We start from the raw sequence: 17,525 nt of genomic DNA on the forward strand, positions 1-17,525 counted from the left end.
GCAGGCCCTGGCTTGTGGGTATGGGTACCGGCGCAGGCGGGCGCCGGCCCGTCAGGCCAGGCTGGGCCCCAGGCCTAGCGGGGCGGGCAGGGCGGCCAGCACCTTCTGGAACAGCTGCACATAGTCTTGCGACGGTGCATGGCCGGCCAGCGGGTCCTGGTTGGCGGCAAAGGCATCGTCAAGCTCTGCCCAGTCGGCGTTGTTGAGCATCTTCAAGGCCAGCGGCAGCACCTCGCGCTCTTCGATCTCCATATGCTGCAAATAGCATTTGACGTAGTGCTGAGCCTTTTCCTCGAAGGCGGCACGGCGCGCTTCCCCCATCATCTCGTAGGCCAGCAGGGCGTGTTCCAGCTCGCGGATGGCGTGCTCGCCGCGGCGGTGGTCTTCATCGAGCTTGTCCAGCACACCGCGGACCTCCGGCGCGCGGGCGCGCAGCTTGGGGAAGAGCAGCAGGCTTTCCTTGGGGTGGTGCAGGCGCTCGGGGAATTCGTCGACGTAGAACAACATGGCCCGCAGGGCGCCAAAGTCCGGCAGCACGCCGTGCCGGCGCTGCTCGGCCAGCAGCAGCGGGATAGTGCGCAGCATCGCGGCCAGCGCGCTGTGCTCGTCTTGAATGACTTTGAGGGTCAGCGGCGTGGCCCGGCTTGAACTCTGGCTCATGACATGTCTCCATCGGCTGTTTTTGTCTGCCAAAGGGTGCCAGAACATGGCCGGCCAGCCTTGTTTTAAGTCAATACTTGGCACGCTGTCAGCGCGCGAAGTTGCAGGCGCTGGCGGCAAAGTCGCGTCTGCCACGTAAAATCACGGGTTACCCCCTAACTCCTCACCTGCGAAGCTCATGGCTAATACCGCTGCAAGCAACACCACCCTGATGGCCAACGCCATCCGCGCACTGGCCATGGACGCCGTGCAGCAAGCCAATTCCGGCCATCCCGGCGCGCCCATGGGCATGGCCGATATCGCCGTGGCCCTGTGGAGCCGCCATCTGCGCCACAACCCGACGAACCCCCAGTGGGCTGATCGTGACCGCTTCGTGCTGTCCAACGGCCACGGCTCCATGCTGATTTACGCGCTGCTGCATCTGACGGGCTATGACCTGCCGATCGAAGAGCTGAAGGCCTTCCGCCAGCTGCACAGCAAGACCCCCGGCCACCCCGAAGTGGGCATCACCCCCGGCGTTGAGACCACCACCGGCCCGCTGGGTCAAGGCATCACCAATGCCGTGGGTCTGGCCCTGGCCGAGAAGATGCTGGCCAAGGAATTCAATATCGACGCGCACAAGATCGTCGACCACCACACCTACGTTTTCCTGGGTGATGGCTGCCTGATGGAAGGCATCAGCCACGAAGCCGCCTCGCTGGCTGGCGCCTGGAAGCTGAACAAGCTGATCGCCATCTACGACGACAACGGCATCTCCATTGACGGCCAGGTCGCCCCTTGGTTCGCCGACAACACCGCCCAGCGTTTCGAAGCCTATGGCTGGAACGTGGTCGGCCCGGTGGACGGCCATGATGTCGACGCTGTTGACGCCGCCATTGCCAAGGCCAAGCTGAGCACAGACAAGCCGACCCTGGTGATCGCCAAGACGCATATCGGCAAGGGCTCGCCCAACCGCGCCAACACCGCCAAGGCGCACGGCGAGCCGCTGGGTGTTGAAGAAATCAAGCTGACTCGCGAGTCCATCGGCTGGGCGCATGAGCCCTTCGTGATCCCGCAAGAGGTCTATGCCGACTGGGACGCCAAGGCCGCCGGCGCCAGCCAGGAAGCCGCCTGGGACGAGCGTTTTGAAGCCTACGCCACCGCTCACCCCGAGCTGGCCGCCGAGTTCTTGCGCCGCATGGCCGGCGTGCTGCCTGCCGACTTCGCGCAAACCGCTGTGGACGCCGTTGTGGCCGCCCACACCAAGGGCGAAACTGTGGCCAGCCGCAAGGCCAGCCAGATCGCGCTGGAAGCCTTCACCGCCGCAGTGCCTGAGCTGCTGGGCGGCTCGGCCGACCTGACCGGCTCCAACCTGACCAACACCAAGTCGACCCCGGCCTTCCGCGTCGAAGCCGACGGTTCGTCCAACGGCGGCCGCCACATCAACTATGGCGTGCGCGAGTTCGGCATGGCCGCCATCATGAACGGCGTGGCCCTGCACGGTGGCTACATCCCCTACGGTGGCACCTTCCTGACCTTCAGCGACTACAGCCGCAACGCCATCCGCATGGCCGCGCTGATGAAGCAGCGCGTCATCCATGTGTTCACGCACGACTCCATCGGCCTGGGCGAAGACGGTCCGACCCACCAGTCCATCGAGCATGTCGCTTCGCTGCGCCTGATCCCTGGCCTGGACGTGTGGCGCCCCGCCGACACGACCGAAACCGCTGTGGCCTGGACCATGGCCATCGCCAGCGCCACCCGCCCCAGCGTGCTCGCCCTGAGCCGCCAGAACCTGCCTTACGCGCCCAAGACGGCCGTGGAAGACATCAGCAAGGGCGGCTATGTGCTGAGCGAGCCGGCCGACGCTGGCCTGAAGAAGAAGGCCCGCGGCGTCATCATCGCCACCGGCTCCGAAGTGCAACTGGCCCTGCACGCCCAAGCCAGCCTGGCTGCGCAAGGCATCCCGGTGCGCGTGGTCTCCATGCCTTGCACCAGCGTGTTCGATCGCCAAGACGCCAAGTACAAGCAAAGCGTGCTGCCGGCCGGTCTGCCGCGCGTGGCCGTTGAAATGGGCGTGACGGACGGCTGGTGGAAGTACGGCTGCGCCGCCGTGGTGGGCATCGACAGTTACGGCGAGTCGGCACCCGCACCGGTGCTGTTCAAGCACTTTGGCTTCACCACCGAAAACGTGGTCGACACCGTCAAGGTCGCGCTGGGCGTCGCCAAGCTCAAGGGCGGCAAGCGCTGAGTCTGCGCACAAACGCCGGAAGGCGTTTGCTGGCTGACGAAGGCCCAGCGGCGATACCAGCAGCTGGGCTGAGTATGTGAATCCAGCGGTAGCGGCTTAATGCGGCTCCCAAGAAGGATCCCGAGAGGGGCAAGGCTTTTGATGAGCCTTGCCCTTTTTTCATGTCTGTTTCATCTTGAAGCGGGTCATATCAACAATTTTCCTAGCCTGCCGGCCAGTGATACTTGCGGCCGAAATCAAAAGACGGGGCGCCCCAGGGCAGCCCCAGTTCAATCAGGGAAGGGAGTGATGATGGTGACGAGCGTGAACGTGCGAGCCTGGTTCTTTGCGGGCTTGCTGGCCTGTTTGGGTACCGCGCCGCTGCAGGCGCAGACCGTGCTGCCCGACGAGCAGGCGCGTGAATGGATGCAATGCCTCAGCAGGGGCACGGAAAGTTTGGCCTACCCGGAGCAGCACCGCGCCATCAAGTCAGGCGGCTTTGTGCGGGTCAAGCTGAGTTTCGAGCGTGCCGATGGCCCGCCGCAGGTGGAGGTGCTGTCCCGTGCGATTCCCGAAGGCCTGCTGGACGCCGTGCAGGCCTATCTGCGTCAATACCGAGTGCCTTGCTTGCCGGCCGGCAAGACGGTGCTGGCGGTGCAGGAATTCAGCTTTACGCCGCAGTCGGCCACGGAGGTGAATTGGAGCGATGTGCGCGGCGTCAGCAATATGCGCTCAGAAAAGGTGAGGCAGTGCATGCGCACGCCGCCCGACACGGTGCGGCTGAACTCGACCTACGCCCTGGCTTCCCGCCTCAAGCAAAAAGACTATGGCAACCTCGTGCTGAAGATGCGTTTTGAGGCGGCCGATCGCTCGCCGCAGATCACGGTGGTTTATGACAGCGTGCCGCCCGACTTCCGCCAGCCGGTGCTGGACTATGTGGCGCAGTACCGCATGCCCTGCGTGGACGAAGGTGGTGAGCCCATCACCGTGCAACAGCAATTCCACGTCAACAACTCGGGCTCTGGCAAGCTCATGACCTTGAAGGACTTGGACTTGGCCACCTTCCTCCGTGCGGTCAAGGGAATCGATCAGCAAAAGGTGAACTTCGATCTGGGCACCATGGACTGCCCGTTTCAACTCATGTGGCGCGTGGGCATGCCGATCCAAAAGAATGAGGTGGGCGAGGTGGGTGCACGCAATCTCAACCGCACCGAATTCATGGCCTGGCTGGCGGAACTGAGCCTCAATGTGCCCCCCGAGGCGCTGGAGCAATTGCTGGGGCAGTCCATGGTGATCAGCGTGCCTTGCGGGGCCGTCAAGCTGGGCGATTGAGGGCGATGGGCGCAGGCCGGACGGAGCGCAGGGCCGCAAGCAACTAAACTTGCGTCAGTTCCGGATTCCAATCATCGCTTCCACATCAAAGGAGAACTCTTCCATGACGATCAAAATCGGTATCAACGGCTTCGGCCGCATCGGCCGTATGGTGTTCCGTGCTGCCATCGCGAACTTCAAGGACATTGAAGTCGTTGGCATCAATGACTTGCTGGAGCCGGACTACCTGGCTTACATGCTCAAGTACGACAGCGTGCACGGCAAGTTCGACGGTGAAGTCTCGGTCGAGGGCAACACCCTGGTCGTCAATGGCAAGAAGATCCGCCTGACCCAAGAGCGCGATCCCGCCAACCTGAAGTGGAACGAAGTCGGCGCCGACATCGTCATCGAAGCCACCGGCCTGTTCCTGGACAAGGCCTCGGGCGAGAAGCATCTGGCCGCTGGCGCCAAGAAGGTGGTGTTCTCCGCCCCTTCGAAGGACGACACCCCGATGTTCGTCTACGGCGTCAACCACAAGACCTACGCCGGCCAAGCCATCATCTCCAACGCTTCGTGCACCACCAACTGCCTGGCTCCGCTGGCCAAGGTGCTGAACGACAAGTGGGGCATCAAGCGCGGCCTGATGACCACCGTGCACGCTGCCACCGCCACGCAAAAGACCGTGGACGGCCCGTCCAACAAAGACTGGCGCGGCGGCCGCGGCATTCTGGAAAACATCATTCCTTCGAGCACTGGCGCTGCCAAGGCCGTGGGCGTGGTGATTCCCGAGCTGAACAAGAAGCTGACCGGCATGAGCTTCCGCGTGCCCACCTCCGACGTGTCGGTGGTTGACCTGACCGTGGAGCTGAACAGCGAAGCCACGTACAAGGAAATCTGCGCCGAGTTCAAGGCCCAGTCGGAAGGCGCGCTCAAGGGTGTGCTGGGTTACACGGAAGACAAGGTCGTCGCGACCGACTTCCGCGGCGATGCCCGCACCTCCATCTTCGACGCCGATGCCGGCATCGCGCTGGACAGCACCTTCGTCAAGCTGGTGGCTTGGTACGACAACGAGTGGGGCTACTCGAACAAGGTGCTGGAAATGGTCAAGGTCGTTTCCGCCTGATAGAACGCCGCAGATGCTTGGCCGGTGAGTTTTCCGAGCCAAGCTCGCACGGCACCGAGCCCCGCCCTTTGGCGGGGCTTTTTTTCGCCTGTATCAAATTGAAAAGAGCCGCATGCTTCGCTTTTCTTCACAGACGCTGCTGGGAGCCGCGCCTAAACTCTGAGGCGGCATTCCCCTTCGCCCGTACCCAAGAGGCCAGCACCATGCAGACCCCCAACAACTCGACGGCCTTTTTCCGCCTTTTCGGCCTGAGCCTGCTGGGCGCCGCCCTGGCTCTGGCTTTGCCGCAGCGGCCGGTGCAGTCCGCGGCCCTGGCCGTCTCGGCCGACACGCAAGCCCGTGTCATCGTGCGCTTCAAACCGCAAGCGGCTAGCGTGCGCGCCAAGATCATGTCGACCCGCATGGACGCCGCCAACGCCCGCGATGTGGCGCAGACCCGCGCCACCGCCCTGGGCTTGCGTACGGGGCTGAACAGCCGCAACGCGCAAGGCTTGCGGGCCCATCTGAGCCTGGATGAGCGCACCCACGTCATCACCGCCAGCGGCATGAGTTCCGCCGACTTGGCGCGCAGCTTGGCCGCTGACAGCGAGGTGGAACTGGCCGTGGTGGATCAACGCCGCCGCCATACCTCGGTCACCCCCAGTGACGCCCTGTACGCGGGCAATGGCGGCATCGCGCCCAGCGGCGGCAATGGCTCGGCCAATGGCCAGTGGTATTTGAAGGCGCCGGCGGGCGAGGTGGTGTCCAGCGTCAATGCCCCGGCAGCCTGGGACATCACAACCGGCAACCCGGCCGTCGTCGTGGCGGTCCTCGACACCGGCGTGCGCTTTGACCACCCGGATCTGAGCGGCCAGTTCGTGGCCAGCAGCGCGTTTTCCACCGGCAAGGTGGGCTACGACATGATTGGCTACAGCAATGCCAGCGCGGTGGGCACGGCCAATGACGGCAATCGCAATGATGATGACCCTTCAGATCCCGGTGACTGGGTCAGCCAGGCCGACATCACCGGCGGCACCCTGGGCTCGGGTTGCGACAGCAATGACATCACCAATAGCTCCTGGCATGGCACCCGCACAGCCGGCCTGATCGGCGCGGCCAGCAATAACGCACAAGGCATTGCCGGCGTGGGCTGGGGCATCAAGCTGCTGCCCATCCGCGTGCTGGGCAAATGCGGCGGTTACGACTCCGACATCATGGCTGGCATGAAATGGGCCGCCGGCATCGCCGTGGCCGGCCTGCCGACCAACCCCAGCCCGGCCAAGGTCTTGAATATGAGCTTGGGCGGCACGGCCTCTTGCACCGGCGGAACAGGCACGCTGTACCGCGACACCATCAGCCAGGTCACGTCCGCAGGCGCAACAATCGTGGCGGCGGCCGGCAATAGTGAGGGCCAGGCCGTTGGCATCCCCGGCAACTGCCCCGGCGTGATCGCGGTGGCCGCCCTGCGCCATGTGGGCAGCAAGGTCGGCTTTTCCAGCATCGGCCCGGAGGTGACGATTGCGGCGCCTGGTGGCAATTGCGTCAACCTCAGCGGCGCCTGTCTCTTCCCCATGCTGAGCACCACCAATAGCGGCAGCACCAGCCCGGTGGCCAATGACGGCAGCTACACCAATAACAGCGCCTCCGTAGGCACCAGCTTTTCCGCGCCCATCGTAGCGGGCACGGTGGCATTGATGCTGTCGGCACGACCCAGTTTGTCAGCCGCTGATGTCACGGCGCTGCTAAAGAGCACGGCGCGACCTTTCGTCACCAAGGGCGGTACGGCCGGCATTCCGCAATGCACGGCCCCGTCCAGTACTGTGCAAGACGAGTGCTACTGCACCATCAGCACCTGCGGCGCCGGCATGCTGGACGCTGGCGCGGCGGTGGCTGCGGCGCAAGCCGCCAATGCGGTGACGGTCCAGATCAGCAGCGCCCCGGCCATCCCCACTGCCACACAAGCGGTGACCTTGACGGGGAGCAGTGCTGGATTGGCGGCCGGGCGCACGATTGCCAGTTCAGTCTGGAGCATCGTCAACGGCGGTGGCATCGTTGCGGCCTTTGACTCGGGCGCCAACAGCATGACGGCCGCGCTGACACCCAGCGCTGCTGGCAGCTTCACCGTCAAGCTGACGCTCACCGATGATCAAGGCCTGAACTACAGCAATACCAGCACCGTCACGGTGGCTGCGACGCCTGCGCCTGCACCGGCGCCCACGCCTACGCCTACGCCTACGCCTACGCCTACGCCTACGCCCATTTCCTCCGACGGCGGTAGCGGCGGCGGTGGCGGCGGTGCCGCCGGTGGCTGGTGGGTTGTTCTGCTGGGCTTGGCCAGCTGGGTGTTGCGGCGCCGGGTTCAGGCCTGAGCTTGAGCTCCAACGCAGGCGCTTAGCGCGCCCGCAAGCCTCAGCGGCTGGCGTTCGGCAAGGCCGTTGGCTTGGCGGCTGCTGCTGAGGCGGCAGCAGGGCCGCTAGCTGCTGCCGAGGCCGCAGATGCGGCTGCAGAAGAAGCGGGAGCAGAAGAAGATGCTGCCGCTGCCCCCACATTGGGCACCGCCAGACAAGGCTTGAAACCGGGGGCCAGGGCCGGGTCGCGGCTCAGCTCGGTCAGCTTGGCGCGCAAAGCGGGGCTGGCTTGTGGCACTTGCAAGGTGTGCAGATTGACGGGGGCCTGCAGTTGCAGCACGCGCAGGCCCTTGAGTGCGCGGCGGTCCAGCGCAGCCAACTGTGCGGCGGCGGCCTTCTCGCTGGCGTGACGGCTGAGGATCATGCTGGGCATCTCGGCCGGCATGCCTTGCAGATACTCAAAGTCGATCTTCATCTTGCGATAAGTGTCTTCCTTGCGTTCCTGGAAGTCCTTGCTGGGCAGCTTGATGCTGGCCACGGCCCACACGCCGGGCTGCTCGCTGTGCTGGGGCTGGAAGTCGGTGGGCGTGATGCCCGCGCGGGCCAGCACGCTTTGCACGGCCTGCAGGGCGGCGTCGCCTTGCAGCGGGCCAAGCTCCAGGCAACTTGGCGCTTGCTGGGCCTTGGCGGCGGCCAAGCCTTGCGGGCTGAAAACCTGCACCAGGTCGGGCTTGAGCTGGCGTGCGGCGCGTTCGGGTTCGCTGTCCCCGCGGGCCTTGATGCCGACGGCTTCATCGAGCCAGCCGCGCGTCCAGGCGAAAAACAAGGTGTTGATCAGCAGCAGAAAGACCAGCAGGGCACGCAAGAACATGGTCAGTTGGCTCCGCCCGTGTCGTCATCAAAAAAGCGCAGGCTGACTTCGCCGCCGGTGACGGCTTGCAGGCCTTGATCGGCGGTTTCCAGCATCAGCTCGCCGCTGGCGCTGATGCCCCGTGAAATGCCGTGCAGAGGGCCGGCGCTGACCTGTCGGCCCAGGGTCAGGTCTCGTCGCGCGTAAGCGGCTTGGCCGGCCGCGAAGCCCTGGGCCTGGAAGTCCAGCAGGGCGCGTGCCATGGCGGGGGCAATCAGGGCCAGGGCTGCCGGGGCGCTTAAGCCCGGGTGCAGCTCGGACAGCGTCGCAAAGCCGGTTTGATACTGGCTGGGCGAGGCTTCAAAGTCGGCGCTGACCGGCTTGATGTTCAGGCCCACGCCGATGATGACCATGCGCTGCGCGCCGGCCGGCACGGTTTCAATCAGGATGCCGCCGAGCTTGCGGCCGTCCAGCCAGATGTCGTTGGGCCACTTCAGCATCAGCTGCGGGCTTTGGCCCGGCGCCAAGTCGGGCTCCAGCGCATCGGCAATGGCGGCGCCGACCGCCAGCGACAGGCCTGACCAATCCTTCACCGCCATCGGCAAGCCCAGCGAAAAGGTCAGCGAGCTGCCCTCGATGCCTGAGAGCCAAGCCCGGCCGAGGCGGCCGCGGCCATGCGTTTGCTGTTCCGCCACCAGCAAGCAGGGCTGCATATCGTGGGAGCGCCGGCCGTAGGGCAGAGGCGTGCCGCTGTGCGGATCGCTGCGCACGCGTTCCAGCAGGGTGGTGTTGGTGGATTCAGTGCGGGCCAGCACCTCGATGCTGATGTCGGGCAGCAGCGGGGTCATTGCCAGCCACAAGGCTTCGGCGTGCCAGTCTTGGTAATGGGGGGCTTCTGTACCGGGCATGGTGGGCGGCGCTTGCGCTAGCGTTTTGGCGCCAGCATGGTGCCACGGCAATGCGGGCTACCGCAGTAGCAGGCGAATTCTTTTTTCAGCTTAGGCGTGTAGCGCTCGTCAATGGTCAGGCCGTAGTCGTAGAACAGCTCTTCGCCGGGGCTCAGGTCCACCAGAGCCTTGATGAAGACGCGACCGTCCACTTCGTCGGTCTCGCAATTGGGTTCGCAGCTGTGGTTGATCCAGCGCGAGCTATTGCCGCCGACCAGGGCATCGATGACGCGGCCGTCCTCGATGTGGAAGTAGAAGGTGTGGTTGGGCTGGCTGGGGTCGTGGGGGTGGCGGTCCATGGCCTCGTCCCAGCTGATGCGCTCACCGGTGTACTCGATGATGGTGTCGCCCGCCGCGATGGGTGCGACGACATAGACTCCGCGTCCATGCACACCCGAACTGCGCACCACAATACGGCGGCCCTTGGCGGCGGCGGCTTTGACCGGAACCTGCTTGGCGGCGACCGGGGACTTTTTACGAGCGGCTTGCGTCATCGAGTTTGTGGTTACAGTGAATTCATGGGTGTGCGCGTGCGCGTACACATGCGTAGGCGCATGCGCGAGGCCGGATTGTAGGCAGAGCGGACCGTGATGCACCTGAGCTGAACAAGAAAACATCATTAGCGAAACCATGAGCAAAACACTGATCATTGCCGAGAAGCCCTCCGTGGCGCAGGACATCGTGCGGGCGCTCACGCCCAGCGCGGGCAAGTTCGACAAACATGACGAGTACTTCGAGAGCGAGCAATACGTGGTCAGCTCGGCCGTCGGCCACTTGGTGGAGATCAAGGCGCCGGAGGAGTTCGACGTCAAGCGCGGGAAGTGGAGCTTTGCCAATCTGCCGGTGATCCCGCCGCACTTCGACCTCAACCCGATCGACAAGGTCAAGGGCCGCCTGAACGCCCTGGTCAAGCTGATCCGCCGCAAGGATGTAACCCATCTGATCAACGCCTGTGACGCGGGCCGCGAAGGTGAGCTGATCTTTCGCTTGATCGTGCAATACGCCGGCACCGCCAAGACGGCCATTGCCAAGCCGGTGGAGCGCCTGTGGCTGCAGTCGATGACGCCGCAAGCCATTCGCGAGGGCTTTGAGAAGCTGCGCAGCGATGCGCAGATGCTGCCCCTGGCCGATGCGGCACGCTGCCGCTCGGAGGCTGACTGGCTGGTCGGTATCAACGGCACGCGGGCCATGACGGCCTTCAACTCGCGTGACGGCGGCTTCTTCCTGACTACCGTCGGCCGGGTGCAGACGCCCACGCTGTCCATCGTGGTGGAGCGTGAAGAAAAGATCCGCAAGCACGTCGCGCGCGACTATTGGGAAGTGCGCGGCCAGTTCGACGCTCAAGCCGGCCAGTACGAAGGCAAGTGGTTTGACCCCAGCTGGAAGAAGGACGAAGACCTGGAGCGCCGCGCCGACCGCGTGTGGGACCGCGCCACGGCCGACGCCATTGCCAAGGCTTGCCTGCACCAGCCCGCCACCGTCACCGAGGAAAGCAAGCCCAGCAACAGCAGCTGCGGCGGCTTGTACGACCTGACCACCTTGCAGCGCGAGGCCAACTCGCGTTTCGGCTTCTCGGCCAAGACCACGCTGAGCCTGGCGCAGGCCTTGTACGAAAAACACAAGGTGCTGACCTACCCGCGTACCGACTCGCGCTATCTGCCCGAGGACTATCTGAACGTGGCCAAGCAAACGGCCGAGATGATCGCCAGCGAAGACATGCCCGGCCCGCTGCGCGAGTTGGCCACGCATGCCCGCAAGGCCTTGAAGGAAGGCTATATCAAGCCGACCAAGAAGGTGTTTGATAACAGCAAGGTCTCGGATCACTTTGCCATCATCCCGACGCTGCAAGCCCCCAAGAGCCTGACCGACATCGAGGCCAAGCTCTACGACATGGTGGTCAAGCGCTTCCTGGCGGTGTTCTTCCCGCCGGCCGAGTTCATGGTCACCACCCGCATCAGCACCGTCAAGGCTGAGGGTCAGCAATACAACTTCCAAACCAACGGCAAGGTGCTGGTCAAGCCGGGCTGGTTGGCCGTCTACGGCAAGGAAGCGCAGGAAGACGATGCCAATCTGGTGGCCGTGGCCCCTGGCGAAGTGGTGCGTACCGAAGGCGTGGACGTGAAGTCCCTGGCCACCAAGCCGCCGGCTCGTTACACCGAAGCCACGCTGCTGTCGGCCATGGAAGGCGCGGGCAAGCTGATCGAAGACGAAGAGCTACGCGCCGCCATGACCGAGAAAGGCCTGGGTACGCCAGCCACCCGCGCGGCCACCATCGAAGGTTTGCTGACCGAGAAATACATGGTGCGCGACGGCCGCGAGCTGATCCCTACCGCCAAGGCCTTCCAGCTGATGACGCTGCTGCGCGGCCTGCAGGTGGACAACCTGACCAATCCGCAGCTCACCGGCGAATGGGAGTTCAAGCTCTCCGAGATGGAGAAGGGCCGCCTGAACCGCGACACCTTCATGGCCGAGATCGCGGCCATGACCGAGCGCGTGGTGCAAAAAGCCAAGGAATACGACCGTGACACCATTCCCGGCGACTACGCCACGCTGAAGGCCCCGTGCCCCAAATGCGGAGGCGTCGTCAAAGAAAACTATCGCCGCTTCACCTGCACCGGCAAGGACGGCGCTGCGGAGGGCTGCGGCTTCTCCATCGGCAAGATTCCCGGCAGCCGCAGCTTCGAGTTGCATGAGGTCGAGAAGTTCTTGGTCGACAAAAAGATCGGCCCGCTGGAAGGCTTCCGCTCCAAGGCGGGTTGGCCCTTCACGGCCGAGCTGGCGCTGGTGTTCGACGATGAGTTGCAGAACTGGAAGCTGGAATTCGACTTCGGTGAAGACGCCAAGAAGGCCGAGGCCGATGGCGAGCCGGTGGACTTCAGCGCCCAGACCAGCTTGGGCCACTGCCCCAAATGCGGTGGCGGCGTGTTCGAGCATGGCAGCAACTATGTCTGCCAGAACGCCGTGGGCGCGGGCAGCAGCTGCGATTTCAAGAGCGGCAAGATCATCCTGCAGCAGCCCATCGAGTTGGGTCAGATGCAAAAGCTGCTGAGCACCGGCAAGACCGACTTGCTGGAGAACTTTGTCTCCAACAAGACCCGCCGTAAGTTCAAGGCCTTCCTGGCCTTTGACAAGAAGGAGGGCAAGGTGATGTTCGAGTTTGAGCCGCGTGCGGCCAAGCCGGGCGCCAAGACGGCGGCGAAGCCGGCAGCCAAATCAAGCGCCAAAGCCACCGCTGCCGCCACCGAGGCAGACGACACCGCATCCGCAGCGCCGGCCAAAAAGCCCGCTGCTAAAAAGGCGGCCGCTAAGAAAGTGGCGGCCAAGAAGACCAGCAAGGCTTGAGCCAGCACCCTGAGCGTTAAAAGCCGAAAAAGGATAGACGCTCAGGTGCTTTGTCGTATGGGAGGGGGGAAGCGATTCCCCGGGGAAGGATTGCATGGCGAAAAGGCGTAAGGCCTTGGGGCTACAAGCACGTCTGATGCTTGGCATAGCCGGCGTGGCCACCGCCTTGGTGGCGGTGGTGGGATGGGCTTGGAACCATCAAGTGGAGCAGCAGCTTGAGAGCGCTTTGCAAGCGCGCATGGCTCGCAGCATTCAGTTGGTCAAGAGCAATCTGGCCGCGCCGCTTTGGAATGTTGATCACGATGCGGTGAACCACCTGCTCGACGCGGTGATGGCCGATCCTGAGGTCTACGCCATCGAGTTGAGCAGCGAGCTGTCTGAGAAGCCCATCCTGCGCCGCCGCGCGCAAGAGGCGGTGGCGCCGCAGCGCCATGAATTCGTGCTGGACTATCCCGGCGATGAGCCCGGCCGCGTGCCCCAAGTCAAGCGCACCATGGCCAAGGCGGTGCTGGTGTTCAGCAGCGAGCAGGTGCGTGCGCAGATGGCAAAAGCCAATCGCTTCGTGCTGACCTTGGCCCTGGGCGTTTTGGCGGCCGTGATGCTGAGCTCCTTCTTCCTGGTGCGGCGCTTTGTCCAGCAGCCGGTGAAGCGTTTAGGTGAGCTGGCCCAGCGCGTGGCCGCCGGTGATCTGGGCGCACAGGCCGAGGTGGCGAATGATGATGAGATCGGCCAGCTAACGCGCCAATTCAATAGCATGAGCGCGCAGCTGAAGGCATCGTCCGATGGGCTCAAGCGCAGCGAAGCGCGCTACCGCAGCTTGTACGAGAACGCGCCCGAGGGCATTTTTCAGGCCGACGGACGTGGCCGCCTGCTGCGCCTGAATGTGGCGATGGCGCGCTTGTTGGGATTTGCCACACCGGCGCAGGCGCTGGAGGCTCATGGGCAGCTGCGCCGCCTGGTGGTGCTGGAGCGGCTGGACTATCTCAATCTGGCCCGCGCCTTATGGCGCGACGGCCGCGTGCAGCAGGTGCAGCTGGAACTGCAGCGCGAGGGCCGGCCCGTGTGGGTGGCGCTGACGGCGCATCGCACGCTCAGCGCCGATGGGCGCCAGCCCTTGATTGAAGGCATGGTCAGCGACATCACCCAACGCCGCTTGGCCGAGCAGGAGCTCATGCTGCACCGCGACCATCTGGAAGAGCTGGTGGCCGAGCGCACACGCGCGCTGCGCCAGGCCAGCACGCGGGCGGAAGTGTCGGGGCAGGCCAAGAGCCGCTTCCTCGCCACCATGAGCCATGAGTTCCGCACCCCCCTCAATGCCATCCTGGGTTTTTCGCAATTGCTGCAGATGGATACCCGCCTGAGCCCCGAGCAGATGAGCCGGGTGGATTCGATCCGCAACTCCGGCGAGCATCTGCTGAGCCTGATCTCCGATGTGCTGGACATGGCCAGCATCGAGGCCGGCAAGGTGCGCCTCAACCCCGGCCCGGTCGATCTGCGCGCCTTGCTGGACATGGCCGCCGACACGGTGCGGCTGCGCGCCATCGAGAAAGGCCTGAGCCTGGTGGTCGACCTGGGCCCACAGCTGCCGCAGCGCGTCGTGGTGGACGGTCAGCGCCTGCGCCAGGTGCTGCTCAATCTGCTCTCCAACGCGGTTAAGTTCACAGATGCCGGCGAGGTGCGGCTGCGCGTGGCACTGCTGGCTTGGCAAGGCGCCGCCGCAAGGCTCAGCTTCACCGTTAGCGACACCGGCATCGGCATTGCCGAAGAGCATCTGTCGCAGCTGTTTCAGCCCTTCGCGCAAGTAGCAGACGACGCCCGCTGCCTGGGCGGCACCGGCCTGGGCCTGTCCATCAGCCAGGAGCTGCTGGAACAAATGGGCAGTGAGATTCAGCTGCGCAGCCAGCCGGGGCAGGGTAGTGAGTTTGAATTCGAGTTGAGCCTGGAGATGCCGCAGAGTCACTGAGCGGCTGCGTCAAACGTGGGCGCGGTAATTTTCTCTTTTTGAAAAAATAGGGCTTACCTTAGTAGGACCTTCACAGCTTTTGCCTATCATCGGCCGCCTCGGTGCGCGGTCCCTTGTTGTCGAACTTGGCGCCGCCGCAGAACCATTCAAAAAGAGAGATTCGAGGGTGCCATGCTGCAGGATTTGACGTTGATGCGATTCGGACGAGTTGCAGGGTTTTGCCTTGCCGTGCTCGCCATGGTCGCGGGGCCCAACACCGCCGTAGCGGCCGAAGCCTCGCGCTTCCTGGCACCGGGCTTCACAAGCCTGGAGAAGAACGCCAATGTGGTGATCATGCCGGTGGACGTGGAGCTGTTTGAGCTGTCGGCCGGCGGTGTGGCTGAGCCCAAGGCCGACTGGACCAGCTCCGCCCAACAGCATATGAAGTCCGAGCTGGCCCGCAAGACCAAGATGCTGGGTCTGACCGGGGGTCATGTCTTGCCTGATTCTGAAGCCGATGAGTTTGCCGAGGAGATCGGCCTGCAAGCGGCGGTGGCACGCTCGATCAATTTGCATCACGCCATCGGTGGCATGTGGGCGCTGCCCAGCAAGAACGGCCAACTGGACTGGAATCTGGGTGATGCCATGAAGGGCATTCAAACCAAGACGCAAGCGCGTTACGGCCTCTTCGTTTGGGTGCGAGACAGCTACGCCAGCGCTGCGCGCAAGGCCACCATGGTGGCCATGGCCTTGTTCGGCGTTGGTCTGACCGGCGGCTCGCAAGTGGGCTACGCCTCCTTGGTTGATCTGCAAACCGGCCAGGTGCTGTGGTTCAACCGCTTGGCACGCGGCTCCGGCGACCTGCGTGAAAGCGCCGCAGCGGCCGAAACGATTGACATCTTGCTGACGAGCTTCCCGGCCGGCAAGTAAATGCGCCGCCGCCGTTTTATCGCCGCAGCTTGCGGCGCTGCGGCCTTGCCGCTTTCTGCCCGCGCAGCGGATGTCTCGATGGAGGGCTGGGCCTTGCCGGAGCGCTTCTCGCGGCCCGATGTGAGCACGGACGAGGGCGGCCTGTGGGCCATGATGGACCGGGAAGAAACCCGCATCCGGCGCAGCCCCTTTCTGTTCAAAGAGGCCGCGCTGCGCGAGTATCTGCAGGGCCTGGTGTGCAAGCTGGCGCAGGGCCACTGCCCGGATGTGCGCGTGTACCTGATGCGCACCCCCTTCTTCAACGCCAGCATGGCGCCCAATGGCGCGATCCAGATCTGGAGCGGCTTGTTGCTGCGGGTGGATAACGAGGCGCAACTGGCGGCCGTGCTCGGCCATGAGTTGGGCCACTACTTCCAGCGCCATAGCTTGATGCGCTTGCGCGACATCAAAGACCGGGCGGCCGTGGCCTCCTACATCGGCCTGCTAGGCCCCGTCGGCCTGTTGGGTCAGTTGGCGGTGTTTGCGGGCGCGGCGGGGTTCTCGCGCGACCATGAGCGCGAGGCCGATGCCATCGGCCTGAGCCTGATGCGCCAGGCCGGCTATGACATGCGCGAGGCCAGCAAGATTTGGGTGAATTTGCAGGCCGAGCTGGCCGCCTCTTTTGGGGGCGATCCCAGCAAGTCCAACATCATGTTCGCCACTCATCCGCACAGCAAGGAGCGCAGCGAGACCTTGGCCCGCTTGGCCGAATCCAGCGAGGGCGGCTTTGTGGGCGAGGCGGAATTGGCCAAGGCGCTTCGGGGCGTGCAGTACGACTTGCTGGAGGACGAACTCGGCCGCGGGCAATACGGACAGTCCTTGGTGCTTTTGGATCGCAAGATTGCCGCCAAACCTCAGCGCTCGGACTTCCACTACTTCCGCGCCGAACTGCGCCGCCTGCGTGCCGCCGAGGGCGATGCGCAACTGGCGCTGAATGATTTGCAGACCGCCATCAACAGTGGTCAAGAACCGCCGCAAACCTACCGCAGCCTGGGCTATTTGCTGCGCAAGCAAGACGGCGCCGGCGCGCGCGAGGCCTTTGCCAAGTATTTGGAGCGCTTGCCGCAAGCGCCGGATGCCGGCTTGATCCGCAGCTACCTCGAACCGATTGACGCAAAAGACAAGGAAACATCATGAACATCAAACAGACTCAAGTTGGGCGGGGACGCGGTGTGCTGGTCGCGCTGCTGGCGGTTTTCTTGGCCGCCTGTGCGGCCAAGCTGACCAAGGTGGAAACCGGCGAGGTCACCATCAAAGAGCGCTTGATGGTGAAGACGGATTCCGCCTGGAATCAGTTTGACGAGGGCCTGGTCAGCAAGGTACCGACCTGGACCAAGGAAGGTGTGACGATTGACTCCCTTTCCTTCTTCGTCGGCATCAAGGACGGCGAGGCCTTGCTGCCGCTGGCCAGCAGTGACAAAGGCATTGCGCCGCCCATCTTCAAGGCCGCGATGCAGCCCGAGGAGCTGGTCTCGCTGTACCAAAGCGTGCTGACGCGCGATGGCTCCACCTTCGTCGTCAAGCGCATCGAGCCGGCCGATTTCCTCGGTGGCAGGGGCTTTCGGGTGGAGTTTGTGCTGACGCGCAAGCTCGATGATGTGCGCCTGCAAGGCCTGGCCTACGGCGCCGTCAAAGCCGGCCAGTTCCACATGATCAGCTTTGTGGCTCCCCGCCTGCGCTTCTTCGACCAGTACGCGCCCCAGGCCGAAGCCATCGCGAAAAGCGCGCGTCTGCGCGGCTAAGCCACACACCCCTTCACGCCTGACCTAGGGCACTTGCGGTCGGCGACTCAACTGGCTATCTTGGGCCGCCTCGGTCTTAGGCCCCATTTACTCTGTTGAGTTC

At 64.2% G+C, this 17,525-nt stretch carries 13 protein-coding genes; 9 read left to right on the forward strand and 4 right to left on the reverse strand.

Annotation, left to right across the window (positions count from 1 at the left end):
• Positions 1 to 51: 51 nt before the first annotated feature.
• On the reverse strand, positions 52 to 660 hold the full coding sequence (locus tag AABB87_RS02100) for a hemerythrin domain-containing protein (protein WP_341969504.1): 609 nt from the start codon (positions 658 to 660) through the stop codon (positions 52 to 54).
• Positions 661 to 838: 178 nt separating this feature from the next.
• On the opposite strand from AABB87_RS02100, the gene tkt reads away from it, so the two are divergent.
• The 4 genes from tkt to AABB87_RS02120 all read left to right on the forward strand — a co-directional run bounded on the left by tkt (position 839) and on the right by AABB87_RS02120 (position 7,651).
• On the forward strand, positions 839 to 2,890 hold the full coding sequence (gene tkt, locus AABB87_RS02105) for a transketolase (protein WP_341969505.1): 2,052 nt from the start codon (positions 839 to 841) through the stop codon (positions 2,888 to 2,890).
• A 288-nt stretch (positions 2,891 to 3,178) separates the two neighbouring features.
• On the forward strand, positions 3,179 to 4,201 hold the full coding sequence (locus AABB87_RS02110; RefSeq protein ID WP_341969506.1) for a hypothetical protein: 1,023 nt from the start codon (positions 3,179 to 3,181) through the stop codon (positions 4,199 to 4,201).
• A gap of 103 nt (positions 4,202 to 4,304) precedes the next feature.
• Entirely contained in the window at positions 4,305 to 5,303 is a 999-nt protein-coding gene (gap, locus tag AABB87_RS02115) for a type I glyceraldehyde-3-phosphate dehydrogenase (RefSeq protein ID WP_058721027.1), read from the forward strand.
• Between the two features lie 203 nt (positions 5,304 to 5,506).
• A complete protein-coding gene (locus AABB87_RS02120; RefSeq protein WP_341969508.1) occupies positions 5,507 to 7,651 on the forward strand; it encodes a S8 family peptidase in 2,145 nt (714 codons plus the stop codon).
• A gap of 40 nt (positions 7,652 to 7,691) precedes the next feature.
• Here AABB87_RS02120 and AABB87_RS02125 read toward each other — a convergent pair whose 3' ends face one another.
• The 3 genes from AABB87_RS02125 to AABB87_RS02135 are packed head-to-tail and all read right to left on the reverse strand — an operon-like array spanning position 7,692 to position 9,921.
• The gene (locus tag AABB87_RS02125; protein ID WP_341969511.1) at positions 7,692 to 8,501 is read right to left on the reverse strand and encodes a hypothetical protein; all 810 of its coding nucleotides are present in this window, start codon (positions 8,499 to 8,501) and stop codon (positions 7,692 to 7,694) included.
• A gap of 2 nt (positions 8,502 to 8,503) precedes the next feature.
• Positions 8,504 to 9,388, reverse strand: a complete 885-nt coding sequence (locus tag AABB87_RS02130; protein WP_341969513.1) for a biotin--[acetyl-CoA-carboxylase] ligase — start codon at positions 9,386 to 9,388, stop codon at positions 8,504 to 8,506.
• Between the two features lie 17 nt (positions 9,389 to 9,405).
• Complete coding sequence (locus AABB87_RS02135) at positions 9,406 to 9,921, reverse strand: SET domain-containing protein (protein WP_341969514.1); 516 nt, start codon at positions 9,919 to 9,921, stop codon at positions 9,406 to 9,408.
• A gap of 136 nt (positions 9,922 to 10,057) precedes the next feature.
• On the opposite strand from AABB87_RS02135, the gene AABB87_RS02140 reads away from it, so the two are divergent.
• The 5 genes from AABB87_RS02140 to AABB87_RS02160 all read left to right on the forward strand — a co-directional run bounded on the left by AABB87_RS02140 (position 10,058) and on the right by AABB87_RS02160 (position 17,422).
• A complete protein-coding gene (locus tag AABB87_RS02140; RefSeq protein ID WP_341969515.1) occupies positions 10,058 to 12,769 on the forward strand; it encodes a DNA topoisomerase III in 2,712 nt (903 codons plus the stop codon).
• Positions 12,770 to 12,905: 136 nt separating this feature from the next.
• Complete coding sequence (locus AABB87_RS02145; RefSeq protein ID WP_341969516.1) at positions 12,906 to 14,732, forward strand: ATP-binding protein; 1,827 nt, start codon at positions 12,906 to 12,908, stop codon at positions 14,730 to 14,732.
• A 192-nt stretch (positions 14,733 to 14,924) separates the two neighbouring features.
• Positions 14,925 to 15,641 carry a hypothetical protein gene (locus AABB87_RS02150; RefSeq protein ID WP_341969518.1) on the forward strand — a complete coding sequence of 239 codons (717 nt, stop codon included), beginning with the start codon at positions 14,925 to 14,927 and terminating at the stop codon, positions 15,639 to 15,641.
• Positions 15,642 to 16,817, forward strand: a complete 1,176-nt coding sequence (locus AABB87_RS02155; RefSeq protein ID WP_341969519.1) for a M48 family metallopeptidase — start codon at positions 15,642 to 15,644, stop codon at positions 16,815 to 16,817.
• Complete coding sequence (locus AABB87_RS02160) at positions 16,814 to 17,422, forward strand: hypothetical protein (protein WP_341969520.1); 609 nt, start codon at positions 16,814 to 16,816, stop codon at positions 17,420 to 17,422. Before AABB87_RS02155 ends, AABB87_RS02160 begins: the two co-directional genes overlap by 4 nt.
• The last annotated feature ends 103 nt before the right edge of the window (positions 17,423 to 17,525 follow it).

Origin of the sequence: Roseateles sp. PN1 (assembly GCF_038419725.1) — a bacterium.
Classification (GTDB): Bacteria; Pseudomonadota; Gammaproteobacteria; order Burkholderiales; family Burkholderiaceae_C; genus Paucibacter_A.

Bases quoted from the DNA above. Each gene is read 5' to 3' on its own strand.
- AABB87_RS02100 (WP_341969504.1), bottom strand. From the start codon at position 660: ATGAGCCAGAGTTCAAGCCGGGCCACGCCGCTGACCCTCAAAGTCATT.
- tkt (WP_341969505.1), top strand. From the start codon at position 839: ATGGCTAATACCGCTGCAAGCAACACCACCCTGATGGCCAACGCCATC.
- AABB87_RS02110 (WP_341969506.1), top strand. From the start codon at position 3,179: ATGATGGTGACGAGCGTGAACGTGCGAGCCTGGTTCTTTGCGGGCTTG.
- gap (WP_058721027.1), top strand. From the start codon at position 4,305: ATGACGATCAAAATCGGTATCAACGGCTTCGGCCGCATCGGCCGTATG.
- AABB87_RS02120 (WP_341969508.1), top strand. From the start codon at position 5,507: ATGCAGACCCCCAACAACTCGACGGCCTTTTTCCGCCTTTTCGGCCTG.
- AABB87_RS02125 (WP_341969511.1), bottom strand. From the start codon at position 8,501: ATGTTCTTGCGTGCCCTGCTGGTCTTTCTGCTGCTGATCAACACCTTG.
- AABB87_RS02130 (WP_341969513.1), bottom strand. From the start codon at position 9,388: ATGCCCGGTACAGAAGCCCCCCATTACCAAGACTGGCACGCCGAAGCC.
- AABB87_RS02135 (WP_341969514.1), bottom strand. From the start codon at position 9,921: ATGACGCAAGCCGCTCGTAAAAAGTCCCCGGTCGCCGCCAAGCAGGTT.
- AABB87_RS02140 (WP_341969515.1), top strand. From the start codon at position 10,058: ATGAGCAAAACACTGATCATTGCCGAGAAGCCCTCCGTGGCGCAGGAC.
- AABB87_RS02145 (WP_341969516.1), top strand. From the start codon at position 12,906: ATGCTTGGCATAGCCGGCGTGGCCACCGCCTTGGTGGCGGTGGTGGGA.
- AABB87_RS02150 (WP_341969518.1), top strand. From the start codon at position 14,925: ATGCGATTCGGACGAGTTGCAGGGTTTTGCCTTGCCGTGCTCGCCATG.
- AABB87_RS02155 (WP_341969519.1), top strand. From the start codon at position 15,642: ATGCGCCGCCGCCGTTTTATCGCCGCAGCTTGCGGCGCTGCGGCCTTG.
- AABB87_RS02160 (WP_341969520.1), top strand. From the start codon at position 16,814: ATGAACATCAAACAGACTCAAGTTGGGCGGGGACGCGGTGTGCTGGTC.